We start from the raw sequence: 19,782 nt of genomic DNA on the forward strand, positions 1-19,782 counted from the left end.
CCAGCTTGAGCGAAGACTGGCTGCTCAACAAGATTGTAAATTTAGGGAGATCTCGAGCTAATTTATCGTCCATTTACTTTGACAATATACGCTATACGGCGCATCAATAAGCTCAGCAATAAAGCGTTTATCGATGCGGCTTTGCTGTCGTAACTGCTGCAACTGCAACTGTAATAATTGACTATTTTCAAGCTCAGTGAGTTTATCTGAAAAGTCTTGCTGTAACGCTTCCTCTTTCGCCATATCAGCGGCTACAGCACCATAAAGTAGCAAAAGATGCGAGCTGGGGTGTTGCTGTGAACTAATAATATCAAGTGCTTGTTGTGGCTCATCATTTAAAAGATGTATATACATTTGAGTATAAAGCGCATAGGTTTCAACCTCCTGTAGTTGTAGTGTTTGATACGCTTGCATAGCCTCCAATGAAAGTTGCTCGGCAGACTCAAGCTCTCCTGCTTTAATCAATGTCCAACTGAGTAATAACTTAACGTTCGCCTGCGTCACGACAGATGTATCATTACTTTTGAGCAATGTTTGGTATTGTAAAATTGCGCTTTGCATTGCTTCTTCATCACCCGTTTGCAGTGCAATATCCATTTGCGCCATGCCTATCAGTAATTGCTGCTGTTCATAACTAGGGGCAAAACGTGGTTCGGGTGTAATTTGCTTTAGGTAATCAAGCGCTTTTTCCCCTTGATGAAGCTGAATATAGAAAAACCCCAAGTAAGTTAGTACTTGCATTTCTAGATGGTGATAGCCGCCCTGTTGCGCCAATTCTAACGCGTTTAATAAGCTTGGTTCACTCTCACTAACAGGCACTAAATAGTTTTGTCCGTAAGCAAATAATGCCTTAATTAAGCTTAATTTTTGTGCCGTTTGCTGATAGTAAGTGATCGCTTGAGCAAGGACTGGCTTACTTTTTTCTAAGTTGAGTAAAGTCTTTTCTATTGGCCCTGCTGCGGGTGGATTAGCTAAATAAAAGCTGCGCTGCGCTTCGCTGTAGGCAAAAGAGCGACTCCCCACCAAAACATGCGCTGAATTCATTGCTTGTTTATATTCATCCCAACGCTGAAGGCTCCAATAGGCGTCCGCCTGAAGTTGATAAGCAGATGCTATTAATTCAACCTGTTGACTTTGCTGTGCCACATCCAATGCCAATTTCGCTTGTTGCAAGGCCTGCTGCGCTTGTCCTGTTGCTTTTAAAAACTCGCCATAATACAAGTGATAGCGAGCCTGCGTCGCGATAGATGCTGTGCTCAGTGAGATATGCTCAAACTGCTTATGTGCAGACTGTATGTCCCCAAGCCACCAGCAAATTTGTGCAAGCTCAAGCTGACTTTCTATATGATCTGGCATTTGCATAACCGCCGCTTCAAAGTATGCTTTAGCTAGCTTTGGACCTTGCTCATTTAACGCTTGGACACCGCGATAATAGTCACGCATGCCACGATTAAAAGGAGCCATATCTATCGCTTCAGTTTTAAGTGCTAGTTGTGTTATGACTTGCATTGCAATAGCTGTAAAGTTTTCATCTAGCTGTTCGACTATCAGCTCGGTGCGCTCGCTTGCTAAACTAGCCGTTAATAGAAATCGTTGTTGTAACGGTTTAAGAGAAAGCGTGAGCTTTTTAGTTTTATCACTGTCAGAAAGCTCTGGATACTGGCTTTTGGGTACTAAGTGATAACTAGATTGCAGCTGTTGCCGCAGTGCGGCTTCCAACGCATACCCCCACCACGCATTTGCTTGTACACCCGTTTCATTAGCCATAGGTGGGATAATAAGTGTCGGCAATGTGACACTAGCCTTGCTTGAAACCGGCTTTGGTGCAGATAAAAAATATAAGCTGACTGTACTAACAATCGCTGTTAAGCCAACCGCAGTGAGCAATATTGTGGCTTTCTTCCCTAGCTTAGTAACATGTGAAATTAGGCTTTTTGAATGCGGCTGTTCAACAGGACAAATCCACAAATACCCTTGCTGTGGGATAGTTTTGATAAACGTTGGATTTTGGGGACTGTCGCTCAGTGCTTGCCTGAGCTCTGTAATGCTTTGAGTGAGTGCGGTTTCTCTAAACTCGCCATGTTGCCAGAGGCTGCTAAGTAATGTTTCACGTGCAACAACTTGATTTGGATGCGTTAAAAAATATGCCAATAGCTGTGCAACCTTTGGCCGCAATGGAACTTGCACAGCATCACGATATAAGCACAATGTCATTGGATCAAAGCGAAAATGTAAGAAGTACAACACGGTGTTTATTTCCCTTATACAAACCTATTACCAGAAGTATCCAGTAAGTATTGTACCTATACTATAACTAACAAACACGACTAATCCTAAGCAAAGTCATCTAACTGCTAAAATGAAGTTAAGCCAACCTTTCCAACTTGATTGTTGCCAACACCAGGTCAAATCCATATCGCTCAATTATCGCTTGAACCACGAAGCGACAAGTCAAACGCTATAGCCACAGTACACTCCGAAGAACAAAAACAAAATCGCAAGGGAACCAACACTTGTAGATATTATCTAGCAGCTATACCTGAGATATATCAATTGCTGTACAATTATGTCTATTAACCAGACAGTCTAAAGAGTCATCATGATTGCACAAGACACCATAGCAGCACAGGCTACCGCTCCGGGTCGCGGTGGCGTTGGTATTATTCGCGTATCAGGTAGTAAAGCCAAAGCGGTCGCCGAGCAAATCTTAGGTAAATGCCCAAAAACTCGCTATGCCGAATACCTGCCATTCAATACCTTAGCAGGTGAACAGCTTGACCAAGGCATTGCGCTGTTCTTTCAAGGACCAAACTCATTCACAGGAGAAGATGTGCTTGAGCTACAAGGCCACGGTGGTCCGGTTGTCCTTGATATGCTGCTAAAGGAGATAAGCCAAATCGAGCAAGTGCGCTTGGCAAAGCCTGGTGAGTTCTCAGAACGTGCTTTTATGAACGACAAGCTAGACTTAACGCAAGCAGAAGCCATCGCAGACTTGATCAATGCCACCAGCGAGCAAGCTGCAAAAAGTGCGCTACATTCGCTCCAAGGTGACTTCTCTAAACATATCAACGCATTAGTCGAAAAAGTAATTCACCTTCGTATGTATGTAGAGGCTGCAATTGATTTCCCCGATGAAGAAATTGATTTTCTATCAGACGGTAAAGTCGCAGGGGATCTTGAGAGCATTATTCAGCAACTCGCTGAAGTGCGTAAACAAGCCAAGCAAGGCAGTATTATGCGTGAAGGTATGCGCGTGGTGATTGCAGGTCGTCCTAACGCAGGTAAATCATCGCTACTCAATGCCTTAGCTGGCCGTGAAGCCGCGATTGTTACAGACATTGCAGGTACCACAAGGGATGTACTGCGTGAGCACATTCATATCGATGGTATGCCGCTTCATATTATCGACACTGCAGGACTTCGTGATAGTCCAGATAAAGTAGAACAGATAGGCATAGAGCGTGCTTGGGAAGAGATCCGTGGTGCCGATCATGTACTGTTTATGGTAGATGGCACAGAAACCCACGAAACCGATCCTGCGAAGATCTGGCCTGATTTTATTGAGCAACTACCGCAAGGTATGGAGATTACGGTGATCCGCAATAAAGTCGATTTGAGCGGTGAAGCCATTGGCACAACAACGAGTGATGGCCATACTCTTATTCGCCTGAGTGCCAAGGATATTCAAGGCATTGATTTATTGAGAGAACACCTAAAAGCCTGTATTGGATTCACAGGTGCAACTGAGGGTGGCTTTATGGCTCGTCGTCGTCATTTAGACGCCCTAGAACGCGCTGCTGAGCACCTAGAAATAGGCCAAACTCAGCTAGAGATGCACATTGCCGGTGAAATTCTGGCAGAAGAGCTGCGCCTTACCCAGCAATACCTCAATGAGATCACCGGCGAATTCACCTCAGATGATTTGCTAGGCAAAATCTTTAGTTCATTCTGTATTGGTAAATAACCTGACCTTCGGATAAATAATCCAAATATTTGAGTTGTCATACGCCCGATGTTCGGGCGTATGGTTACACACTAGCTAACCTGAGGTTTGGATAAGGAATGAGCTGAACTCAGGTTAGCTACAGTAATGGCTGACTGCTTCTTTTACCTTACGAGATTTGTCTTTTTTCAATGGAGCTAGCAATACTTCAGCATCTGCTTCTTGGCTTAATATTTCAGGAAGTTCAGCGCGGCGACCTGCGTGTAAGTAGCTCAAACTCTGTTTAAAACTGCCATATTGGCCACGGGCATGTGCCACAATAAACTCACGACACACATCAAAATGGCTGCGCTTAATACAAAACAGCACCAAGTGTTCAGGTTTAATGCCGATCTCAAATAACCAGGCAAGTAAAAATGCCATACCGGTCTCGGATGCTTCACCTTCATACTCATCGCTGGTTGATAGGTAAGTCTCAAAATCAATTTCATTGTGTGCCAGTTGATGTAACAACCAAGGTTGCTCCATTTGCGCTTCAATTAATTTAAAGCCGCGATAGTCATGATTGAGCAGCAGACGTACCAGTTTGTTGCGACGCTTAACATCTAGCATCCACACAAATTGACGCAGACTATACATGTGGTATTCATCGGCATCGATACGCATAAACTCGGTGAATATTTGCCCTTTGAACAGCGCAGCCATGGCGTCAAACTCTATTTCGTTATCTAGATAAGCCATCGTTTGTTCAACAATCTCATTGATACGATTGCACTGCACTTGAAGTTCAGCAACGCGCTTTACAATAGCAGCACGTTCAACCTGCTCTGAGAATACCAATAAGGGTCCCGATGGCAGTCTGTTTTCATACCAAGCAAGCGGCACCTCATGATCGGCCATCACAATCACGTAATTGTCTCCTTGCTGCTGCAACACAGTGCTGGCTTCCCAACTTCGACCATCAACATGACAAGGTTTATCATGTATTGAAAGGCTATCTGCCACAATGGTTTTATACAGCTTCTTTGGTAACTTTTCACCTTCACCGAAATACAGACAATCCTTACCTGACTCATGTGCCAGCGCATGCTCCCAAGAGTGCAGATTTAATTGCACAAAAATATCTATTGTACGGCGCAAGTCATGATCAAAGTCCACTGCAACTTCAGGATGTTTGAGTGATACATGATGTAAAAACTCAACTTTCGTGCGCTCATTAATATACGCAAGTCCCCGTTCCATGGCTTTGGCTTTTTTACGCCCCATGCTGCCAAACATACTGGTATCATCACTGACTATTTCGCTGTAAATCTCTATCCAATTTACGTAACGCCCGAAGTCATAACGTTGATAACTCATTTCATAGGCATTCAGAATACCGCTATCTATTCCAGCTTTAGTTAAGTGCTCATAGACATCAATCCCATCGAGTATATTGTTAAACTCTATATCCCAATGATCATCTGAATAAGCACGAAGCACATTGCGTGCAACCCTAACAGGCGCCAATGCAATAATAAATTGCCACAAACGATCTGCTTTATTTTGTAAGGGTAAAGGTAATTGCCGCAACCAAAATGCGGCTAAGGTAAAGCGCTGAAAGTCATCATCATGATCTTTAAAAAGCTGATAGCTGGGTTGCTGCTCACTAAATTTGTTTAAGTAAAGGTCGCCGAGACAGCACTCATCTCGATACAAGTGTGGCTGTACTAGTGCCAATATACTGGTCAAATCATCTTGCGGCGTGTCTGCAGTAAAGTGTTCGCAGATCCGCGCTATTTGCTCCTCAGATAATCCCAGATTTTCGGGGTTATAACGGTCTGACTTTTTATGACATTTTTTAATTATGTGCTGGGCAGCGAGTTGCCAAATATGATTATCGTTAAGATAAGTTACCAGTGCCTCTGTAATATCATCGCCAATACGCTGATTGTAATCACTGTGAAGGTGATAACTGGCCAGTGTCATTAAGCCCATATCCAATTGCGGCCACTGCTCTGGATGGCAAAGCGCACGAGATGAGCGAAAATGCTCGTCAACCAACTTTAGATGCTTGCGACACAGTAATTCATCGTGATTAGTAAAGTGGCGAAATATCGATTGAATATTTTTGGCTTTAGCACTTTCTACTGCGCTTTCAATATCAGATAAGGAGAGTTGAGTGTAGCGCTGATAATAGGCTTCTCTAGAAAGTAGCGCCTCATCACCTTCGGTAAGTGATGCCATCATATATTTACTAAACTCACGTTTGCCTAGAGCATGGTAAAATACGTCAATCACGCGCAAGTATTGCTGAGCACGAGCTTGTAGTAAGTTAGTTTCTGTATCTTTGCGTACCGTAAGCGTCAATACCAAACCATTTGGTTGTGTACATTCAACTTCTTCACTGAAGTGATCAGTCAGTAGATCGCCCCGTACAAGATTGAGCACCGATTTCAACTCGTTGGCTATGCCTTGGTTGTTGTGCTCGAAACTAACCAATTGATCAACAAAATGCTCAGCCATATCACTGGCATGCACTTTTGCTAATTCAAATACATCTACTTCACAGAGTGTTTCTAACACGGTGTGTGGCTCACCACTTTCAATATAGCGCCACAATGACTCACCTTGTGGCATAGCTAGCACTAAGGGCTTCAATAAATTGCTACCATAGTTAAGCTCATATTTTCTCTCGTCTCTGGCGAGATAGGCGCGATAGTTTGCACGCGCAGTAATAGCACTTTGTGCTATTTTAACGAGCGGCCCTACAACCTGTGATTGGACTTTTTGCTGTAAATCATACGCTTCATTTTCGAGCGTATTGCCAAAAAACGGCATTGCCATAAAGCTATCTTTGGCTTCTTCATCGTCATAAAAACAGGTATGAGGGAATAGCGATTGGTATAGAGACACGACGGGTTGATAAGCACTTAAGTCTTCTTCTTCACCTTCATCGCACATAGTATCGATACGCTCAAGTAATGCAGGTTCAGCTTTGAAACGTGCAATAACTAACGCTTTAAACGGTTCATAGAACTCCGGGTGCTGGCATAAATATTCCCCCAGAGGCTGGTGACTACAATCATCACTATATTGATCATTTTGGAACATACCAGATCTAAAGCTATCGTTGTCACACCATATAAATGCTTTGATTATTTCATTGTGCCAGCCATGCTCATGAAGTAACGAACTTAAATAGCTTTCGTAACCGCAGGCATGTTCATCATCCCAATAAGGCACAAAAAACTGTGCAAGCAAGTAGGCATATCGTATATCTGTCTTTGCAAGCATATATAATGCTTCTACGCCAAATACCCGCATATCATCTAGCCACATTTCATCTGTATTGTTTTGGCGTCGACTATAAGCGACGATGGCTTTGGCAGTTTCTACAACAACCTCTTTAATTTCGGAATATTGCAGCGCAGCTGCAAACAGAATAACCTCAGAAATATAAGTTTCAGTATCATCATCTATCGGATGATTATAGTGGTGAGAGCCACCTTCTTGGCCTAAGTTTAATGCAGATTGTAGCAACTTAAGGTTGTTGCCGCTGTCTTGTGGTTGTAGGCGGCGATCACCGTCTTTTCCCCGTTGCTTAAATTCAATATCAAATTGACTATCGCTAAAAGCCCTATCCTCATCTAATAAAGCTTTATATTGTGTTAATGCTAATTTGATTTGTTGCGGGTCTTGAATATCCAGCGTGATAATCTGGTTTTTATCGAATTGATTCATGTCGTTATTTCTAATTGGATTTAACGTATAGCCGCACTAATCGGACTATAGAGTAGAAAAAATAATGAAGCACAGTTATGTAAACTGCGGTGATTTCAAGTAAATATTAAAAAGCAGCGGGTGTCGATTACGAGCTAGTATCGTCCTCTTGTAGCTCTTTTAACCTGTCGACGTCTATTTGGCAGTCCTGCTTTGCCTTTTTCTGTTGATCGGGTGTCATATCATCCCAATGAATATAACCACCATGTGTGTATGATGACTTGTATAAATAGTTAGCGAGCTTTTTGCTCACAGTACCAGAGATAAGTCCTGTTACTGAACCATGTTTATCGGCGGCCCATAGTGCAACACGTTTAAATTCCAGCTCTCCAGAAGCGCTAATGCGAAATGAATACCAATCTTTAGCGGCACTGATGCGCAGTTTCTTCTCCATGCTTTACCTTTTAATGTTCCTTAAAGTCGAAAGCATTATTTCCAATCTTAATCATGAGGTCAATACAACATATAAAATTAAGTCTTTGAATTATATTAATAAAAAGTAAAGTATAAGGTAATATCGTTGGCAACAACACATATGCCAACGATATTAAATCTATGTATTAGATGGGCTTAACAGGGTGTAGTACCGAAGATTCAGGTCTAACAGGGTGTAATACTGAAGACTCAGGTCTCACTGGGTGCAGTACTGAAGATTCAGGTCTAACAGGATGTAAAACAGACGACGCTGGGTCTAATGGATCCAAAACACCACTACCACCAGAAATACTAGATAGCACACTTTTTTCAATTAATTTTTTCATGTTTTTTCCTTAACTTTACGGTTATGTAACGGCTAGTAATAAGCACCTTGTGTATATCGACCTATCTGGAATGAGAATAAATCGATAAAACATCTCATTGCCCAAGCAAAATCCAGTTTTGATGTAAAAGTAAAAACGTTTACCAAAGCAATCCTTGCTATTTTGTACAATTCATAATCAGTATTAACATCAAAGCGAATGGGATAACAAATAATGAGAAAATAAACAAAAAGTTTATTTATCAATGACATAAAATTTTATAAAAATACGGGAATTGTTGAAAACTTCTTCACATGTATGAAAATCATACATATTTTTCAAGTAAGCGACTCACCTTACTTTTTTGTGAAAATACGTATAAAAATGTTGAGTGCCGAATGTGGCCGGTTTGTTCTGACAAGAATATTTATGCTAAGTATTTAAACTTACGAGAAATAAAATGAATAAACGAACAATTTTTAAAGCCCTTCATCAAAACCCCAACCCCCTCTTTATTGCTAATTGTTGGGATCCTTTATCGGCACTTATTATTGAGCAAGCTGGTGGCCAAGCAGTTGCAACAACAAGTTGGGGCATGTCTAATCACCAAGGCTTTAAAGATGGAGAACAACTCACATTTGATCATGTGCTACAAATAGTCAGTGCCATTCTTAAGGTGATCACTATTCCCTTAAGCGTTGATATTGAGGCAGGCTACAGCGCGGATCAAAGTCAGATCATCAAGCATATTATTCAATTGGCAGATCTTGGTGTTGCAGGTATCAATATTGAAGACACGCCCAGTCATCAGAACGGTTTACGTGATATTCAAGCACACCAGTCATTACTATATGCTATCAGGCAAGCATTACGTGACGCTGGTTTTAAACACTTTTTTATCAATGCACGTTGCGATCTTTGCTTACAACCACAATGGAATGAAACAGCATTACTTAAACGTGCACTCGCTTATCAAGAAGCGGGTTGCGATGGCTTTTTTATTCCCGGTTTAACTGAACTTGTCACGATAAAGCGCCTGACTACTCTACTTTCGATTCCAGTTAACGTAATGTTGATGCCCGGACTAAGTGATAAACAGCAGCTCACAGAATTGGGCGTCAAACGTATCTCATCCGGAAATGCACTGAGCGATCACGTGATAGCGCAGCAGGAGTCAGTAACTAAAAGGATGCTTAAAGAAGCAACAGTTGACTTCTTATTTGAACACTCTGTCGGCATAACATGGCAGTCAAATTAAATTAATGGCTAGATCTCCCGGTTTTTTAGATTCTTTTATTATATGGATCTAACTATATAGATCTAAAAAAACCGATCAACTTCAACCATTTAGATCGTTATCCACAATCGCTAATCCACAACCTTACTGCTTGCATCCATAATAGCGATATCAACCACTTATTAATGCAAAACATCACCTAGGCTACGAACAGTTAAACTCAACTGGCTCATAGATTATCCACAAGTAAATCACCTACAAACCATAAGGAATATTTTATTTTCTTCTTTAAATTCATAGCCATAATTAAAAAACTAAAAAATCAAACAGAATTTGAGCAAAAAAAAATTCCCACAACGTAAGTGTTACTCTTTACATATTCACGTTAATCGCTAAGATGTCGCGCACTAGAAGCTTAGGTAAGGTAATAATGCAAACTTTAGATCTGATCGTTGGTAGTCAAATGGGGTCAGCAGAATATGTTGCAGAACAAGTAGTAGAGTCACTTGAATCCCATGGCATTGCAGTGAACCTACATGAGCAGCCAGAGCTTGAGGCATGTCAACAAACACTATGGCTGGTGGTCACATCAACCTATGGTGCTGGAGACTATCCTGAAAACCTATTGCCTTTTATATCAGCCCTAAACGATACAACAGATCTCCAAGGCCTGCGCTTTGCAGTGATAGGGATTGGCGACTCAAGTTATGACACCTTTAACTATGCAGCACTTAATCTTGCAGCCTTGTTAAAAGAGAAAGGAGCGACATTGCTGGTCGACGTGGAAAAGATCGATGTATTACAGCCTGATCTACCAGAAGATACCGCTATTGCTTGGCTACCTAAGTTTATCGACAGCATCGCTTAATGAGGCGATCATAAATACACAGAAGTTATACACAAATTTAGTCTATTTTAGATCGCATTGTGGATAACCTCTGATCTAACTGCAGATCTAAGGTTACTTATCCATTGGATAAAATAATCAAGATCTAAGCCTGTGAATAAAGTGCCAAGTTGATCAAAGGTTTTAAGCCTGTTGATCCGATCTAATTCACATCAATTGATCTAAGCTAAGCAGTTGGATCTAAAAAGGAATACAAAACTATTCACAGATCATAGGATCAGTAATAGTAAGATCAATAAAGATCTTTAAAAAGATCCTTATATATTTTAAGAGATCTCTTTTTTGCGCTGTCTAAAGTTTAACCATTTCACTTCTGGTTAATTCTAGGTAGAATACGCATCCTTTCTAAATTTGCTCGGTTGTTTTAAGTAGGATCCCGTAAATGATTTATCATGAACATTTTGATGTCATCGTTGTTGGTGGTGGACACGCAGGCACAGAAGCTGCACTCGCAGCAGCCCGAATGGGTATGAATACCTTATTGTTAACACACAATATGGATACCTTAGGCCAAATGTCATGTAACCCGGCAATTGGTGGAATTGGTAAAGGTCATTTAGTAAAAGAGATCGATGCACTTGGCGGTGCAATGGCCAAGGCTATCGACAAAGGTGGGATCCAGTTTAGAACATTAAATTCATCTAAAGGTCCAGCGGTACGGGCAACTCGCGCTCAAGCAGATCGCGCATTATATAAAGCCGCGATCCAAGATATTTTACAACACCAAGATAACTTAAAGATCTTCCAACAATCTTGTGATGATCTCATTGTTGAAGGGGATCAGGTCAAAGGTGTTGTGACACAGATGGGATTACGTTTTAGTGCTTCTTCTGTGGTGCTAACGGTTGGTACCTTCTTGGGTGGTCAGATCCATATTGGTTTAGAAAACTTTAAAGGCGGCCGTGCTGGCGATCCACCTTCTATTGCCCTAGCTGAACGTTTACGTGAAATGCCATTCCGCGTTGATCGTCTAAAAACGGGTACACCACCACGTATCGACGCACGAACGGTTGATTTTTCAGTGATGCAAGAACAACCAGGCGATACCCCTACTCCGGTTTTCTCATTTATGGGTAAAGTGTCTGATCATCCAAAACAGATCCCATGCTATATCACCTATACCAATGAAAAAACTCATGAAGTGATCCGCAATAATTTGCATCGCTCACCTATGTATGCTGGTGTGATTGAAGGTATAGGTCCACGTTACTGCCCTTCTATTGAAGATAAAATTGTACGTTTTGCTGATAAAGAAAAGCATCAGATATTTGTTGAGCCTGAGGGGCTAACTTCTTACGAGTTATATCCAAATGGTATTTCCACCAGCTTACCATTTGATATTCAGCTAGAGATCGTACGCTCGATCCAAGGTTTTGAAAATGCTCATATCTGCCGTCCTGGTTATGCAATAGAATATGATTTCTTCGATCCACGTGACCTTAAACAGTCACTAGAAACAAAGTTTATCAATGGCCTGTTCTTTGCTGGTCAAATCAATGGTACCACTGGTTATGAAGAAGCTGGTGCTCAGGGCCTGATCGCGGGTATGAACGCGGCACTTCAGGTTCAAGGTCGTGAAGCATGGACTCCTCGCCGTGATGAAGCTTATGCCGGTGTGCTGATTGATGACTTAGCAACATTAGGCACCAAAGAACCTTATCGTATGTTTACTTCCCGTGCAGAGTACCGCTTGTTATTACGTGAAGATAATGCAGATTTACGATTAACTGAAAAAGGCCGCGAGCTAGGTCTTGTTAATGATGAACGCTGGGCAGCTTACAATGAAAAGCTTGAAGTCATGGAACAAGAAGCACAGCGTTTACGCAACACTTGGATCCATAAAGATCATCCAGCACTTGATGCGGTAAACGAACTGCTGAAAAAGCCACTCGTACGCGAAGCCAGTCTAGAAGATTTAATCCGTCGCCCGGAAGTTAATTACCATGATCTCATGGCAATAGAAGGGCTAGGATCTGAGTTTGATAACATCCCTGCTCTTGAGCAAGTTGAGATCCAGACTAAGTACGCAGGCTACATTGCGCGTCAGCAGGATGAGATAAATAAACAGCTACGTCATGAAGAAACAGTATTGCCAGCGGATTTTGATTATAGCCAGGTAAGTGGCCTGTCAAATGAGGTTGTGGCAAAGCTAACTGATGCGCGTCCACAAACGATTGGCCAAGCTTCACGTATTTCTGGTATCACCCCTGCTGCTATTTCGCTATTATTAGTGTATCTGAAAAAGCAAGGGCTATTGCGTAAGTCGGCGTAATAGCAGTGGAACACTGTGTTATTAGAACAATTGAATGAATTACTCGCTGATACCTCAATCGAGATCAGCGAACAACAAAAGCAGCAGTTGGTCGACTATGTCCAACTGCTGGATAAATGGAATAAAGCTTACAATCTCACTTCCGTTCGAGACCCTAAAGAAATGATGGTGAAACACATCATGGATTCTTTAGTCGTCGCACCGCATTTAACAGGTAGCAATTATATTGATGTTGGCACAGGTCCTGGTTTACCTGGCATGGTGTTAGCGATTGCTAGACCGGACATCAATTTTGTTCTTCTTGATAGCCTTGGTAAAAGAGTCCGATTTTTAATGCAGGTAAAACATGGGCTTGGCATTGATAATGTCACCCCTGTGCAGTCTCGTGTTGAAGAATATCAACCAAGTGTTAAATTAGACGGTGTACTCAGCCGTGCTTTTGCATCACTACAAGATATGATCCAGTGGTGCTCGCATTTAATCGATGACCAAGGTGTATTCTTAGCGCTTAAGGGACAGTACCCTGCTGATGAGCTAGAAAAGCTACCAAACGGTGTGAGTTTATCGCGAGATATTAGCTTAGTGGTGCCTAAACTAGACGGTGAGCGCCATTTAATCATTCTTTCTAAAGATTAATTGTCGAGGACAATGTGGCAAGAATCATTGCAATAGCAAACCAAAAAGGTGGTGTTGGTAAAACAACCACTGCGGTGAATTTGGCCGCGTCCATGGCGGCGACAAAACGTAAAGTATTACTGATCGATCTCGATCCTCAAGGTAATGCAACGATGGGAAGCGGTGTCGATAAATATGGTGATGTGGCGACGGTGTATGATCTGTTGATCGAAGAGTCACCTATCGATCAAGTCATCTCAACTGAAACTAGCGGTGAGTATCATTTGATCGCAGCGAATGGCGATGTAACGGCAGCTGAAGTCAAACTAATGGAGTTATTTGCCCGTGAAGTTAGATTGCGCAATGCGTTAGAAACCGTCAAAGATAAATATGAATATATATTTATTGACTGCCCACCTTCTCTCAATATGCTCACGGTTAATGCGATGGCAGCAGCTGATGCGGTGTTAGTGCCTATGCAGTGTGAGTATTATGCACTTGAAGGGTTGACCGCCTTGATGGATACCATCACTCAATTGGGCAAATTGGTAAATCCTGGATTGCAAATTGAAGGTATTTTACGCACCATGTACGATCCGCGTAATCGCCTTGCAAACGATGTATCCGAACAGCTAAAGCAGCACTTTGGCGATAAAGTGTATCGTACTGTGATCCCACGGAATGTGCGCTTGGCGGAAGCACCAAGTTTTGGTGCTCCAGCGATGTATTATGATAGAGCATCCAGTGGTGCAAAAGCCTATCTTGCTCTTGCAGGGGAAATGCTAAGACGCAAAGAAAAGCAAGCAGCTGCGGTTGCCTAAGAGGATAAAAAGAACATGTCGGTTAAAAAACGAGGTTTAGGCCGAGGGTTGGATGCCCTTTTGAGTTCGGCGAAACCTAATCCAAGTGCATCTGCACCTGCTACGGCCGCTGAGCAGCCGGTGACTGCCGAAAGTGAACCTAGTGCAGAGCCAGTTATCGAGCAAGAGTTACAACGTTTACCCATAGAGTGGCTAGTGCCGGGTAAATACCAGCCGCGTAAAGATATGTCTGAACAGGCACTGGAAGAACTTGCCAGCTCAATTCGATCTCAGGGAATTTTGCAACCTATCGTGGTGCGTAAAGTGTCAGCTCAACAGTTCGAGATCATCGCCGGTGAGCGACGTTGGCGTGCTGCGCAGTTAGCCAAGCAAGACACAGTCCCTTGCTTAGTTAAAGATGTTCCTGATGAAGCCGCGGTTGCCATTGCATTGATCGAAAACATTCAGCGTGAAGATCTTAATGCGATGGAAGAGGCAATAGCACTTGATAGGTTATTAAATGAATTTGAGCTAACACATCAACAAGTGGCAGATGCTGTGGGTAAATCTCGTACCACAGTGACTAACTTACTGCGCTTAAACAATCTCAATGATGATGTAAAAATATTGTTAGAGCATGGTGATATTGAAATGGGTCACGCGCGTTGTTTGTTAGCACTCAGTGGTGAAGCCCAATCAGAAGCTGCTAGAACGGCTGTTGCTAAGGGGTTAACGGTTAGGGAAACCGAAAAACTGGTACGTACAATTCTAGAACCAGTTGAGGAAAAAGCTGTTAAGCAAAAAGATCCTGATGTGAAGCTATTGGAACAGCAACTACAGGAAAACCTGGGTGCAAAAGTTGAGATTAACTATAACCAAAAAGGCAAAGGTAAACTGGTTATCTCTTATGCGAGCTTAGATGAACTTGATGGTATCTTAGGGCGTATTAACCCTGAGATGAACGATGCCAATTAAGATTAAAATGTTGACTAAAAGCACTGCTATTTTTTGTGTTTGAGTCCAACTAGCTAAGCCCCCTAGCCTAACTGGTAATGTGGTGTTGAGTCAGACATCACATTACCGTCTTTACAGTTTATTGTGCAGCCCCAAACAACAGAGCTTCGCTGTAAAAGCAATCACCTTCGAAGTGCGACCAATCTACGTGCTCTTACTTAACAAAATATGACCTATTTTGAGTCCAAAAAACGTCACATTTCATCGCGTCAAGTTGCAAATTAAGCAGAAACAAGTATAATTTCGCCAGTTTTCATACCCTGATAAAATTTAACGTCATTAAGGTTAATATAAAGTGACTCATTCGTTAGCCCGTCCATATCGGCGAGCCGCATTAAAAGGTGTTTTGATTCAGGGTATCGTAGCATTAATTGCTGCAGTAATCGTTTTTATGGGTTGGGGAGTACAAGCCGGAGTTTCAGCATTAGCTGGCGGGGCTGTGTTAGTACTCCCTAATTTTGTATTTGCTGCTTATGCTTTTCGTTTTATGGGCGCGAGCAAAGCAAATCAAGTATATTCCTCGATAAAACGAGGAAATGGATTAAAATTTTTGCTAACTGTTGTGCTCTTTGCACTGATTTTTAAGCATTTTTCAGTAATGATGCTGCCATTCTTTGGTGTGTATATGCTCGTGATGCTAACACAATGGTTAGTCCTGATTTTTTTTAATCATTAACTTTTGGGATAAAACATGGCTGCAGAAGAAGTTACTCTATCAAGCCATATTCAGCACCACTTGACCAATGCCAAGATGTGCTCGACCGATGCCGGTCTTGCCTTCAACAAAGCATGTGCGGATAGTGGTTTCTGGACATGGCATGTAGATACCCTCGCATGGTCAATCGGTTTAGGTCTGATATTTTTATGGATCTTCCGAAGTGCCGCTAAAAAATCCACTATAGGTGTTCCTGGTAAATTCCAGTGCTTTATCGAAATGGTTGTTGAGTTCGTTGGTGCCAACGTTCGCGATACTTATCACGGTAACAGCAAGTTAGTTGCACCTTTGGCCCTAACGATTTTCGTTTGGGTATTCCTAATGAACTTGATGGACTTAGTTCCAGTTGACTTCCTACCTGCATTTGCCGGCTTTGTTGGTGAACAAGCATTTGGTATGGACTCACACGATGTATACATGAAGATTGTACCTACAACAGACTTAAATATGACTGCGGCACTGGCGCTAGGTGTGTTTATTCTGATGATCGGTTATTCAATTAAAATCAAAGGCATCGGTGGCTTTATTGCAGAATTAACATTGCACCCATTTAGCTCTAAGAACAAGCTAATGATGGCAATCTTAATTCCATTTAACTTGTTACTTGAGACAATCGCACTAGTGGCTAAGCCATTCTCACTAGCACTGCGTTTGTTTGGTAACTTGTACGCTGGTGAGATGATCTTCATCCTTATCGGTGCAATTGGTTTAATGCAGTTACCACTGCACTTCGTGTGGGCAGTATTCCACATTATGGTAATCGTACTGCAAGCATTTGTATTTATGATGCTAACTATCGTTTACCTCAGCATGGCTAGTACAGAAAGTCACTAATCAGCTGAATAATAAAGATTTTTTATACTTAAATTTAAACTTTAACTTTAATTTACTATTGAAACTTTGGAGATAAAAATGGAAATCGCAGTTGCTATTAAACTTATCGCTGTTGCACTACTAATCGGTTTTGGTGCTATCGGTACTGCACTAGGCTTCGGTAACATGGGTGGTAAGTTCCTAGAAGCATGTGCTCGTCAACCTGAGCTTGCGCCTTCACTACAAGTTAAAATGTTCATCCTAGCTGGTCTTATCGATGCCGTTGCAATGATCGGTGTAGGTATCGCTATGTACATGTTGTTCGCTCTTTAATATTGCAAAATACCTGAAACGAACAACTGTCAAGTAAGGAGGAGCGGTCGTGAACTTAAACGCCACTCTAATAGGTGAATTAATCGCATTTGTGGTCTTCGTATGGTTCTGTATGAAGTTCGTATGGCCACCACTAAATGGTGCGATTGAAGCTCGCCAAAAGAAAATCGAAGATGGTTTAGCAGCATCTGATGAAGCTGAAAAAGAACTTGAGCGCGTACGTGCACAAGGCGCTGAACAGCTCAAAGAAGCGAAAGCACAAGCGGCTGAAATCATCGAACAAGCTAAGAAGCGTGCTGCGCTAATTGTTGACGAAGAGACAACTCGTGGTCAGCAAGAGCGTGAAAAAATCATTGCTCAGGGACACTCTGAAATTGAGTCTGAGCGCAACCGTGTGAAAGAAGAGCTGCGTTCACAAGTCGCTGCACTTTCTATCGCAGGCGCTGAGAAGATTTTAGAACGTGAAATCAATCAAGCCACACACAGTGACATCGTTGAAAAACTTGTCGCTGAGCTTTAAGCAGGGGGTATGAGCATGTCTGAATTGACTACTATCGCTCGCCCATACGCTAAAGCGGCTTTTGAACTTGCCGTTGAAAAAGGCACAGTTGAAGCTTGGAATGAAATGCTGTTCTTCGCTGGTCAAGTTACCAGCGATGAGCAGGTTCAGGCACTACTAGGTAGCATTGCTACTGAAACACAGCAGTCTGAAATCATTATCAAGTTATGTGCTGAGCAACTCAACGAACAAGGTCAAAACCTTATCAAGCTGATGGCCGAAAATGAGCGTTTAGCTGCCATTCCAGCTGTTGCAGAATTGTTTGCTGAATTTAAAGCAGATTATGACAAAGAAATCGAAGTAGATGTGGTTTCGGCAACAGCGCTTGCGGATGATGCGCAAGCAAAATTGGTCGCGGCACTTGAGAAACGTTTCGCACGCAAAGTTAAGCTGAATTGTAGCATCGACGAAGCCATTGTAAGTGGCCTAGTGATTAAAGCCGGTGACACCGTAATTGACGGTTCTGTTCGCGGCAAGTTAGATCGTCTTGCGACGTCGCTACAATCGTAATTGGGAAAAAGAGCATGCAACTTAATTCCACAGAAATTTCTGCACTGATCAAGCAACGCATTGAACAGTTTGAAGTTGTAAGTGAAGCGCGTAACGAAGGTACTATCGTATCTGTTACCGACGGTATCATCCGCATCCACGGTCTTGCTGACTGTATGCAGGGTGAGATGATTGAGCTTCCTGGCAACCGTTATGCTATCGCACTAAACCTTGAGCGTGACTCAGTAGGTGCTGTAGTAATGGGTCCATACGCAGACCTTAAAGAAGGCGTAAAAGTTAAATCAACTGGTCGTATCCTTGAAGTACCAGTAGGCCGTGGTCTACTTGGTCGTGTTGTTAACACACTTGGTGAGCCAATCGACGGTAAAGGCGCTGTTGATAACGATGGTTTTGAACCAGTTGAAAAAATCGCACCTGGCGTAATCGAGCGTCAATCAGTAGATGAGCCAGTACAAACTGGTTATAAGTCTATCGATGCGATGATCCCAGTTGGTCGTGGTCAGCGTGAGCTTGTGATCGGTGACCGTCAGACTGGTAAAACAGCACTAGCAATCGATGCTATCATCAACCAAAAAGACACAGGCGTTAAGTGTGTGTACGTAGCGGTTGGTCAAAAAGCGTCAACAATTGCAAACGTAGTACGTAAACTAGAAGAGCACGGTGCACTTGAGAACACGATTGTTGTTGTTGCTTCGGCGTCAGAATCAGCAGCACTTCAGTTCCTAGCGCCATTCTCTGGTTGTACTATGGGTGAATACTTCCGTGACCGTGGTGAAGATGCACTAATCGTATATGATGATTTGTCTAAGCAAGCTGTTGCTTACCGTCAAATCTCACTACTACTTAAGCGTCCACCAGGCCGTGAAGCATACCCAGGTGACGTATTCTACCTTCACTCACGTCTTCTAGAGCGTGCGTCACGTGTAAACGCTGACTACGTTGAGAAGTTCACAAATGGTGAAGTTAAAGGTAAAACAGGTTCATTGACGGCATTGCCAATCATTGAAACTCAAGGTGGTGACGTTTCTGCATTCGTACCTACCAACGTTATCTCAATCACTGACGGTCAGATCTTCTTGGAAACTGACTTGTTCAACGCAGGTATCCGTCCAGCGGTTAACGCTGGTATCTCGGTATCTCGTGTAGGTGGTGCAGCGCAAACTAAAATCGTTAAGAAACTAGGTGGTGGTATCCGTCTAGCGCTAGCTCAGTACCGTGAACTAGCGGCGTTCTCTCAGTTCGCTTCTGACCTTGACGATGCAACTCGTGCACAGCTTGAACACGGTGAGCGTGTAACAGAGCTAATGAAGCAGAAACAGTACGCACCAATGTCTGTTGCTGATATGTCATTATCGCTATTTGCAGTAGAGAAAGGCTTCTTAAAAGGCATCGAAATCAACAAGATCCTTGATTTTGAAGCAAGCCTAATCGCATTTGCTAAGAGCGAGTACGCAGAGCTAATGGCTCAAATCAATGAAACTGGTAACTACAACGCCGAGATCGAAGCGCAGCTTAAAGAACTCCTAGAGAAGTTCAAATCTACGCAAACTTGGTAATGTGTT

17 protein-coding genes are annotated in these 19,782 nt (G+C 42.5%); 13 read left to right on the top strand and 4 right to left on the bottom strand.

Translation table 11 applies throughout. From position 1 onward, the window contains the following. Positions 1 to 57: 57 nt before the first annotated feature. Positions 58 to 2,247 carry a winged helix-turn-helix domain-containing protein gene (locus tag HUZ36_RS12585; RefSeq protein WP_176033029.1) on the bottom strand — a complete coding sequence of 730 codons (2,190 nt, stop codon included), beginning with the start codon at positions 2,245 to 2,247 and terminating at the stop codon, positions 58 to 60. Between the two features lie 352 nt (positions 2,248 to 2,599). Here HUZ36_RS12585 and mnmE point away from each other — a divergent pair, with 352 nt between their 5' ends. Next, a complete protein-coding gene (gene mnmE / locus HUZ36_RS12590) occupies positions 2,600 to 3,964 on the top strand; it encodes a tRNA uridine-5-carboxymethylaminomethyl(34) synthesis GTPase MnmE (protein ID WP_125253657.1) in 1,365 nt (454 codons plus the stop codon). A 114-nt stretch (positions 3,965 to 4,078) separates the two neighbouring features. Here mnmE and HUZ36_RS12595 read toward each other — a convergent pair whose 3' ends face one another. The 3 genes from HUZ36_RS12595 to HUZ36_RS12605 form a co-directional block, all read right to left on the bottom strand. After that, entirely contained in the window at positions 4,079 to 7,666 is a 3,588-nt protein-coding gene (locus HUZ36_RS12595) for a hypothetical protein (protein WP_176033030.1), read from the bottom strand. 127 nt (positions 7,667 to 7,793) lie between these two features. Then, positions 7,794 to 8,099: a hypothetical protein gene (locus HUZ36_RS12600; protein WP_176033031.1), complete on the bottom strand. Its 306-nt coding sequence runs from the start codon at positions 8,097 to 8,099 to the stop codon at positions 7,794 to 7,796. 166 nt (positions 8,100 to 8,265) lie between these two features. Next, a complete protein-coding gene (locus HUZ36_RS12605) occupies positions 8,266 to 8,466 on the bottom strand; it encodes a hypothetical protein (RefSeq protein ID WP_128732327.1) in 201 nt (66 codons plus the stop codon). A gap of 439 nt (positions 8,467 to 8,905) precedes the next feature. Between HUZ36_RS12605 and HUZ36_RS12610 the strand changes: the two genes are divergently transcribed. The 12 genes from HUZ36_RS12610 to atpA all read left to right on the top strand — a co-directional run bounded on the left by HUZ36_RS12610 (position 8,906) and on the right by atpA (position 19,776). After that, complete coding sequence (locus tag HUZ36_RS12610) at positions 8,906 to 9,703, top strand: isocitrate lyase/PEP mutase family protein (RefSeq protein WP_176033032.1); 798 nt, start codon at positions 8,906 to 8,908, stop codon at positions 9,701 to 9,703. Between the two features lie 409 nt (positions 9,704 to 10,112). Then, entirely contained in the window at positions 10,113 to 10,550 is a 438-nt protein-coding gene (locus tag HUZ36_RS12615) for a flavodoxin domain-containing protein (protein WP_147388761.1), read from the top strand. A 421-nt stretch (positions 10,551 to 10,971) separates the two neighbouring features. Beyond that, on the top strand, positions 10,972 to 12,861 hold the full coding sequence (gene mnmG, locus HUZ36_RS12620; RefSeq protein ID WP_176033033.1) for a tRNA uridine-5-carboxymethylaminomethyl(34) synthesis enzyme MnmG: 1,890 nt from the start codon (positions 10,972 to 10,974) through the stop codon (positions 12,859 to 12,861). Between the two features lie 15 nt (positions 12,862 to 12,876). Then, positions 12,877 to 13,497: a 16S rRNA (guanine(527)-N(7))-methyltransferase RsmG gene (gene rsmG / locus HUZ36_RS12625; RefSeq protein ID WP_176033034.1), complete on the top strand. Its 621-nt coding sequence runs from the start codon at positions 12,877 to 12,879 to the stop codon at positions 13,495 to 13,497. 14 nt (positions 13,498 to 13,511) lie between these two features. Next, positions 13,512 to 14,297, top strand: a complete 786-nt coding sequence (locus HUZ36_RS12630; protein WP_147388759.1) for a ParA family protein — start codon at positions 13,512 to 13,514, stop codon at positions 14,295 to 14,297. 15 nt (positions 14,298 to 14,312) lie between these two features. Then, positions 14,313 to 15,251 carry a ParB/RepB/Spo0J family partition protein gene (locus tag HUZ36_RS12635; RefSeq protein WP_128732330.1) on the top strand — a complete coding sequence of 313 codons (939 nt, stop codon included), beginning with the start codon at positions 14,313 to 14,315 and terminating at the stop codon, positions 15,249 to 15,251. A gap of 334 nt (positions 15,252 to 15,585) precedes the next feature. Then, positions 15,586 to 15,966, top strand: coding sequence for an ATP synthase subunit I (locus tag HUZ36_RS12640; protein WP_125253647.1), 381 nt, complete (start codon positions 15,586 to 15,588; stop codon positions 15,964 to 15,966). Between the two features lie 15 nt (positions 15,967 to 15,981). Further along, positions 15,982 to 16,839 carry a F0F1 ATP synthase subunit A gene (gene atpB, locus HUZ36_RS12645; RefSeq protein WP_125253646.1) on the top strand — a complete coding sequence of 286 codons (858 nt, stop codon included), beginning with the start codon at positions 15,982 to 15,984 and terminating at the stop codon, positions 16,837 to 16,839. Between the two features lie 78 nt (positions 16,840 to 16,917). Beyond that, positions 16,918 to 17,151 (top strand): F0F1 ATP synthase subunit C, encoded by a 234-nt coding sequence (gene atpE, locus HUZ36_RS12650; RefSeq protein ID WP_010376881.1) that lies wholly within the window; start codon positions 16,918 to 16,920, stop codon positions 17,149 to 17,151. A gap of 49 nt (positions 17,152 to 17,200) precedes the next feature. Further along, positions 17,201 to 17,671, top strand: a complete 471-nt coding sequence (gene atpF / locus HUZ36_RS12655) for a F0F1 ATP synthase subunit B (RefSeq protein ID WP_010376882.1) — start codon at positions 17,201 to 17,203, stop codon at positions 17,669 to 17,671. 15 nt (positions 17,672 to 17,686) lie between these two features. Next, positions 17,687 to 18,220 (top strand): F0F1 ATP synthase subunit delta, encoded by a 534-nt coding sequence (gene atpH, locus HUZ36_RS12660; protein ID WP_125253645.1) that lies wholly within the window; start codon positions 17,687 to 17,689, stop codon positions 18,218 to 18,220. A gap of 14 nt (positions 18,221 to 18,234) precedes the next feature. After that, positions 18,235 to 19,776 carry a F0F1 ATP synthase subunit alpha gene (gene atpA, locus HUZ36_RS12665; RefSeq protein WP_125253644.1) on the top strand — a complete coding sequence of 514 codons (1,542 nt, stop codon included), beginning with the start codon at positions 18,235 to 18,237 and terminating at the stop codon, positions 19,774 to 19,776. The last annotated feature ends 6 nt before the right edge of the window (positions 19,777 to 19,782 follow it).

It is taken from the genome of Pseudoalteromonas sp. McH1-7, assembly GCF_013366255.1.
Taxonomy (GTDB): Bacteria; Pseudomonadota; Gammaproteobacteria; order Enterobacterales; family Alteromonadaceae; genus Pseudoalteromonas; species Pseudoalteromonas peptidolytica.

What these genes read in the sequence shown, in the direction of transcription:
- mnmE (WP_125253657.1), top strand. Translation starts at nt 2,600, where the DNA reads ATGATTGCACAAGACACCATAGCAGCACAGGCTACCGCTCCGGGTCGC.
- HUZ36_RS12595 (WP_176033030.1), bottom strand. Translation starts at nt 7,666, where the DNA reads ATGAATCAATTCGATAAAAACCAGATTATCACGCTGGATATTCAAGAC.
- HUZ36_RS12600 (WP_176033031.1), bottom strand. Translation starts at nt 8,099, where the DNA reads ATGGAGAAGAAACTGCGCATCAGTGCCGCTAAAGATTGGTATTCATTT.
- HUZ36_RS12605 (WP_128732327.1), bottom strand. Translation starts at nt 8,466, where the DNA reads ATGAAAAAATTAATTGAAAAAAGTGTGCTATCTAGTATTTCTGGTGGT.
- HUZ36_RS12610 (WP_176033032.1), top strand. Translation starts at nt 8,906, where the DNA reads ATGAATAAACGAACAATTTTTAAAGCCCTTCATCAAAACCCCAACCCC.
- HUZ36_RS12615 (WP_147388761.1), top strand. Translation starts at nt 10,113, where the DNA reads ATGCAAACTTTAGATCTGATCGTTGGTAGTCAAATGGGGTCAGCAGAA.
- mnmG (WP_176033033.1), top strand. Translation starts at nt 10,972, where the DNA reads ATGATTTATCATGAACATTTTGATGTCATCGTTGTTGGTGGTGGACAC.
- HUZ36_RS12635 (WP_128732330.1), top strand. Translation starts at nt 14,313, where the DNA reads ATGTCGGTTAAAAAACGAGGTTTAGGCCGAGGGTTGGATGCCCTTTTG.
- atpB (WP_125253646.1), top strand. Translation starts at nt 15,982, where the DNA reads ATGGCTGCAGAAGAAGTTACTCTATCAAGCCATATTCAGCACCACTTG.
- atpE (WP_010376881.1), top strand. Translation starts at nt 16,918, where the DNA reads ATGGAAATCGCAGTTGCTATTAAACTTATCGCTGTTGCACTACTAATC.
- atpH (WP_125253645.1), top strand. Translation starts at nt 17,687, where the DNA reads ATGTCTGAATTGACTACTATCGCTCGCCCATACGCTAAAGCGGCTTTT.
- atpA (WP_125253644.1), top strand. Translation starts at nt 18,235, where the DNA reads ATGCAACTTAATTCCACAGAAATTTCTGCACTGATCAAGCAACGCATT.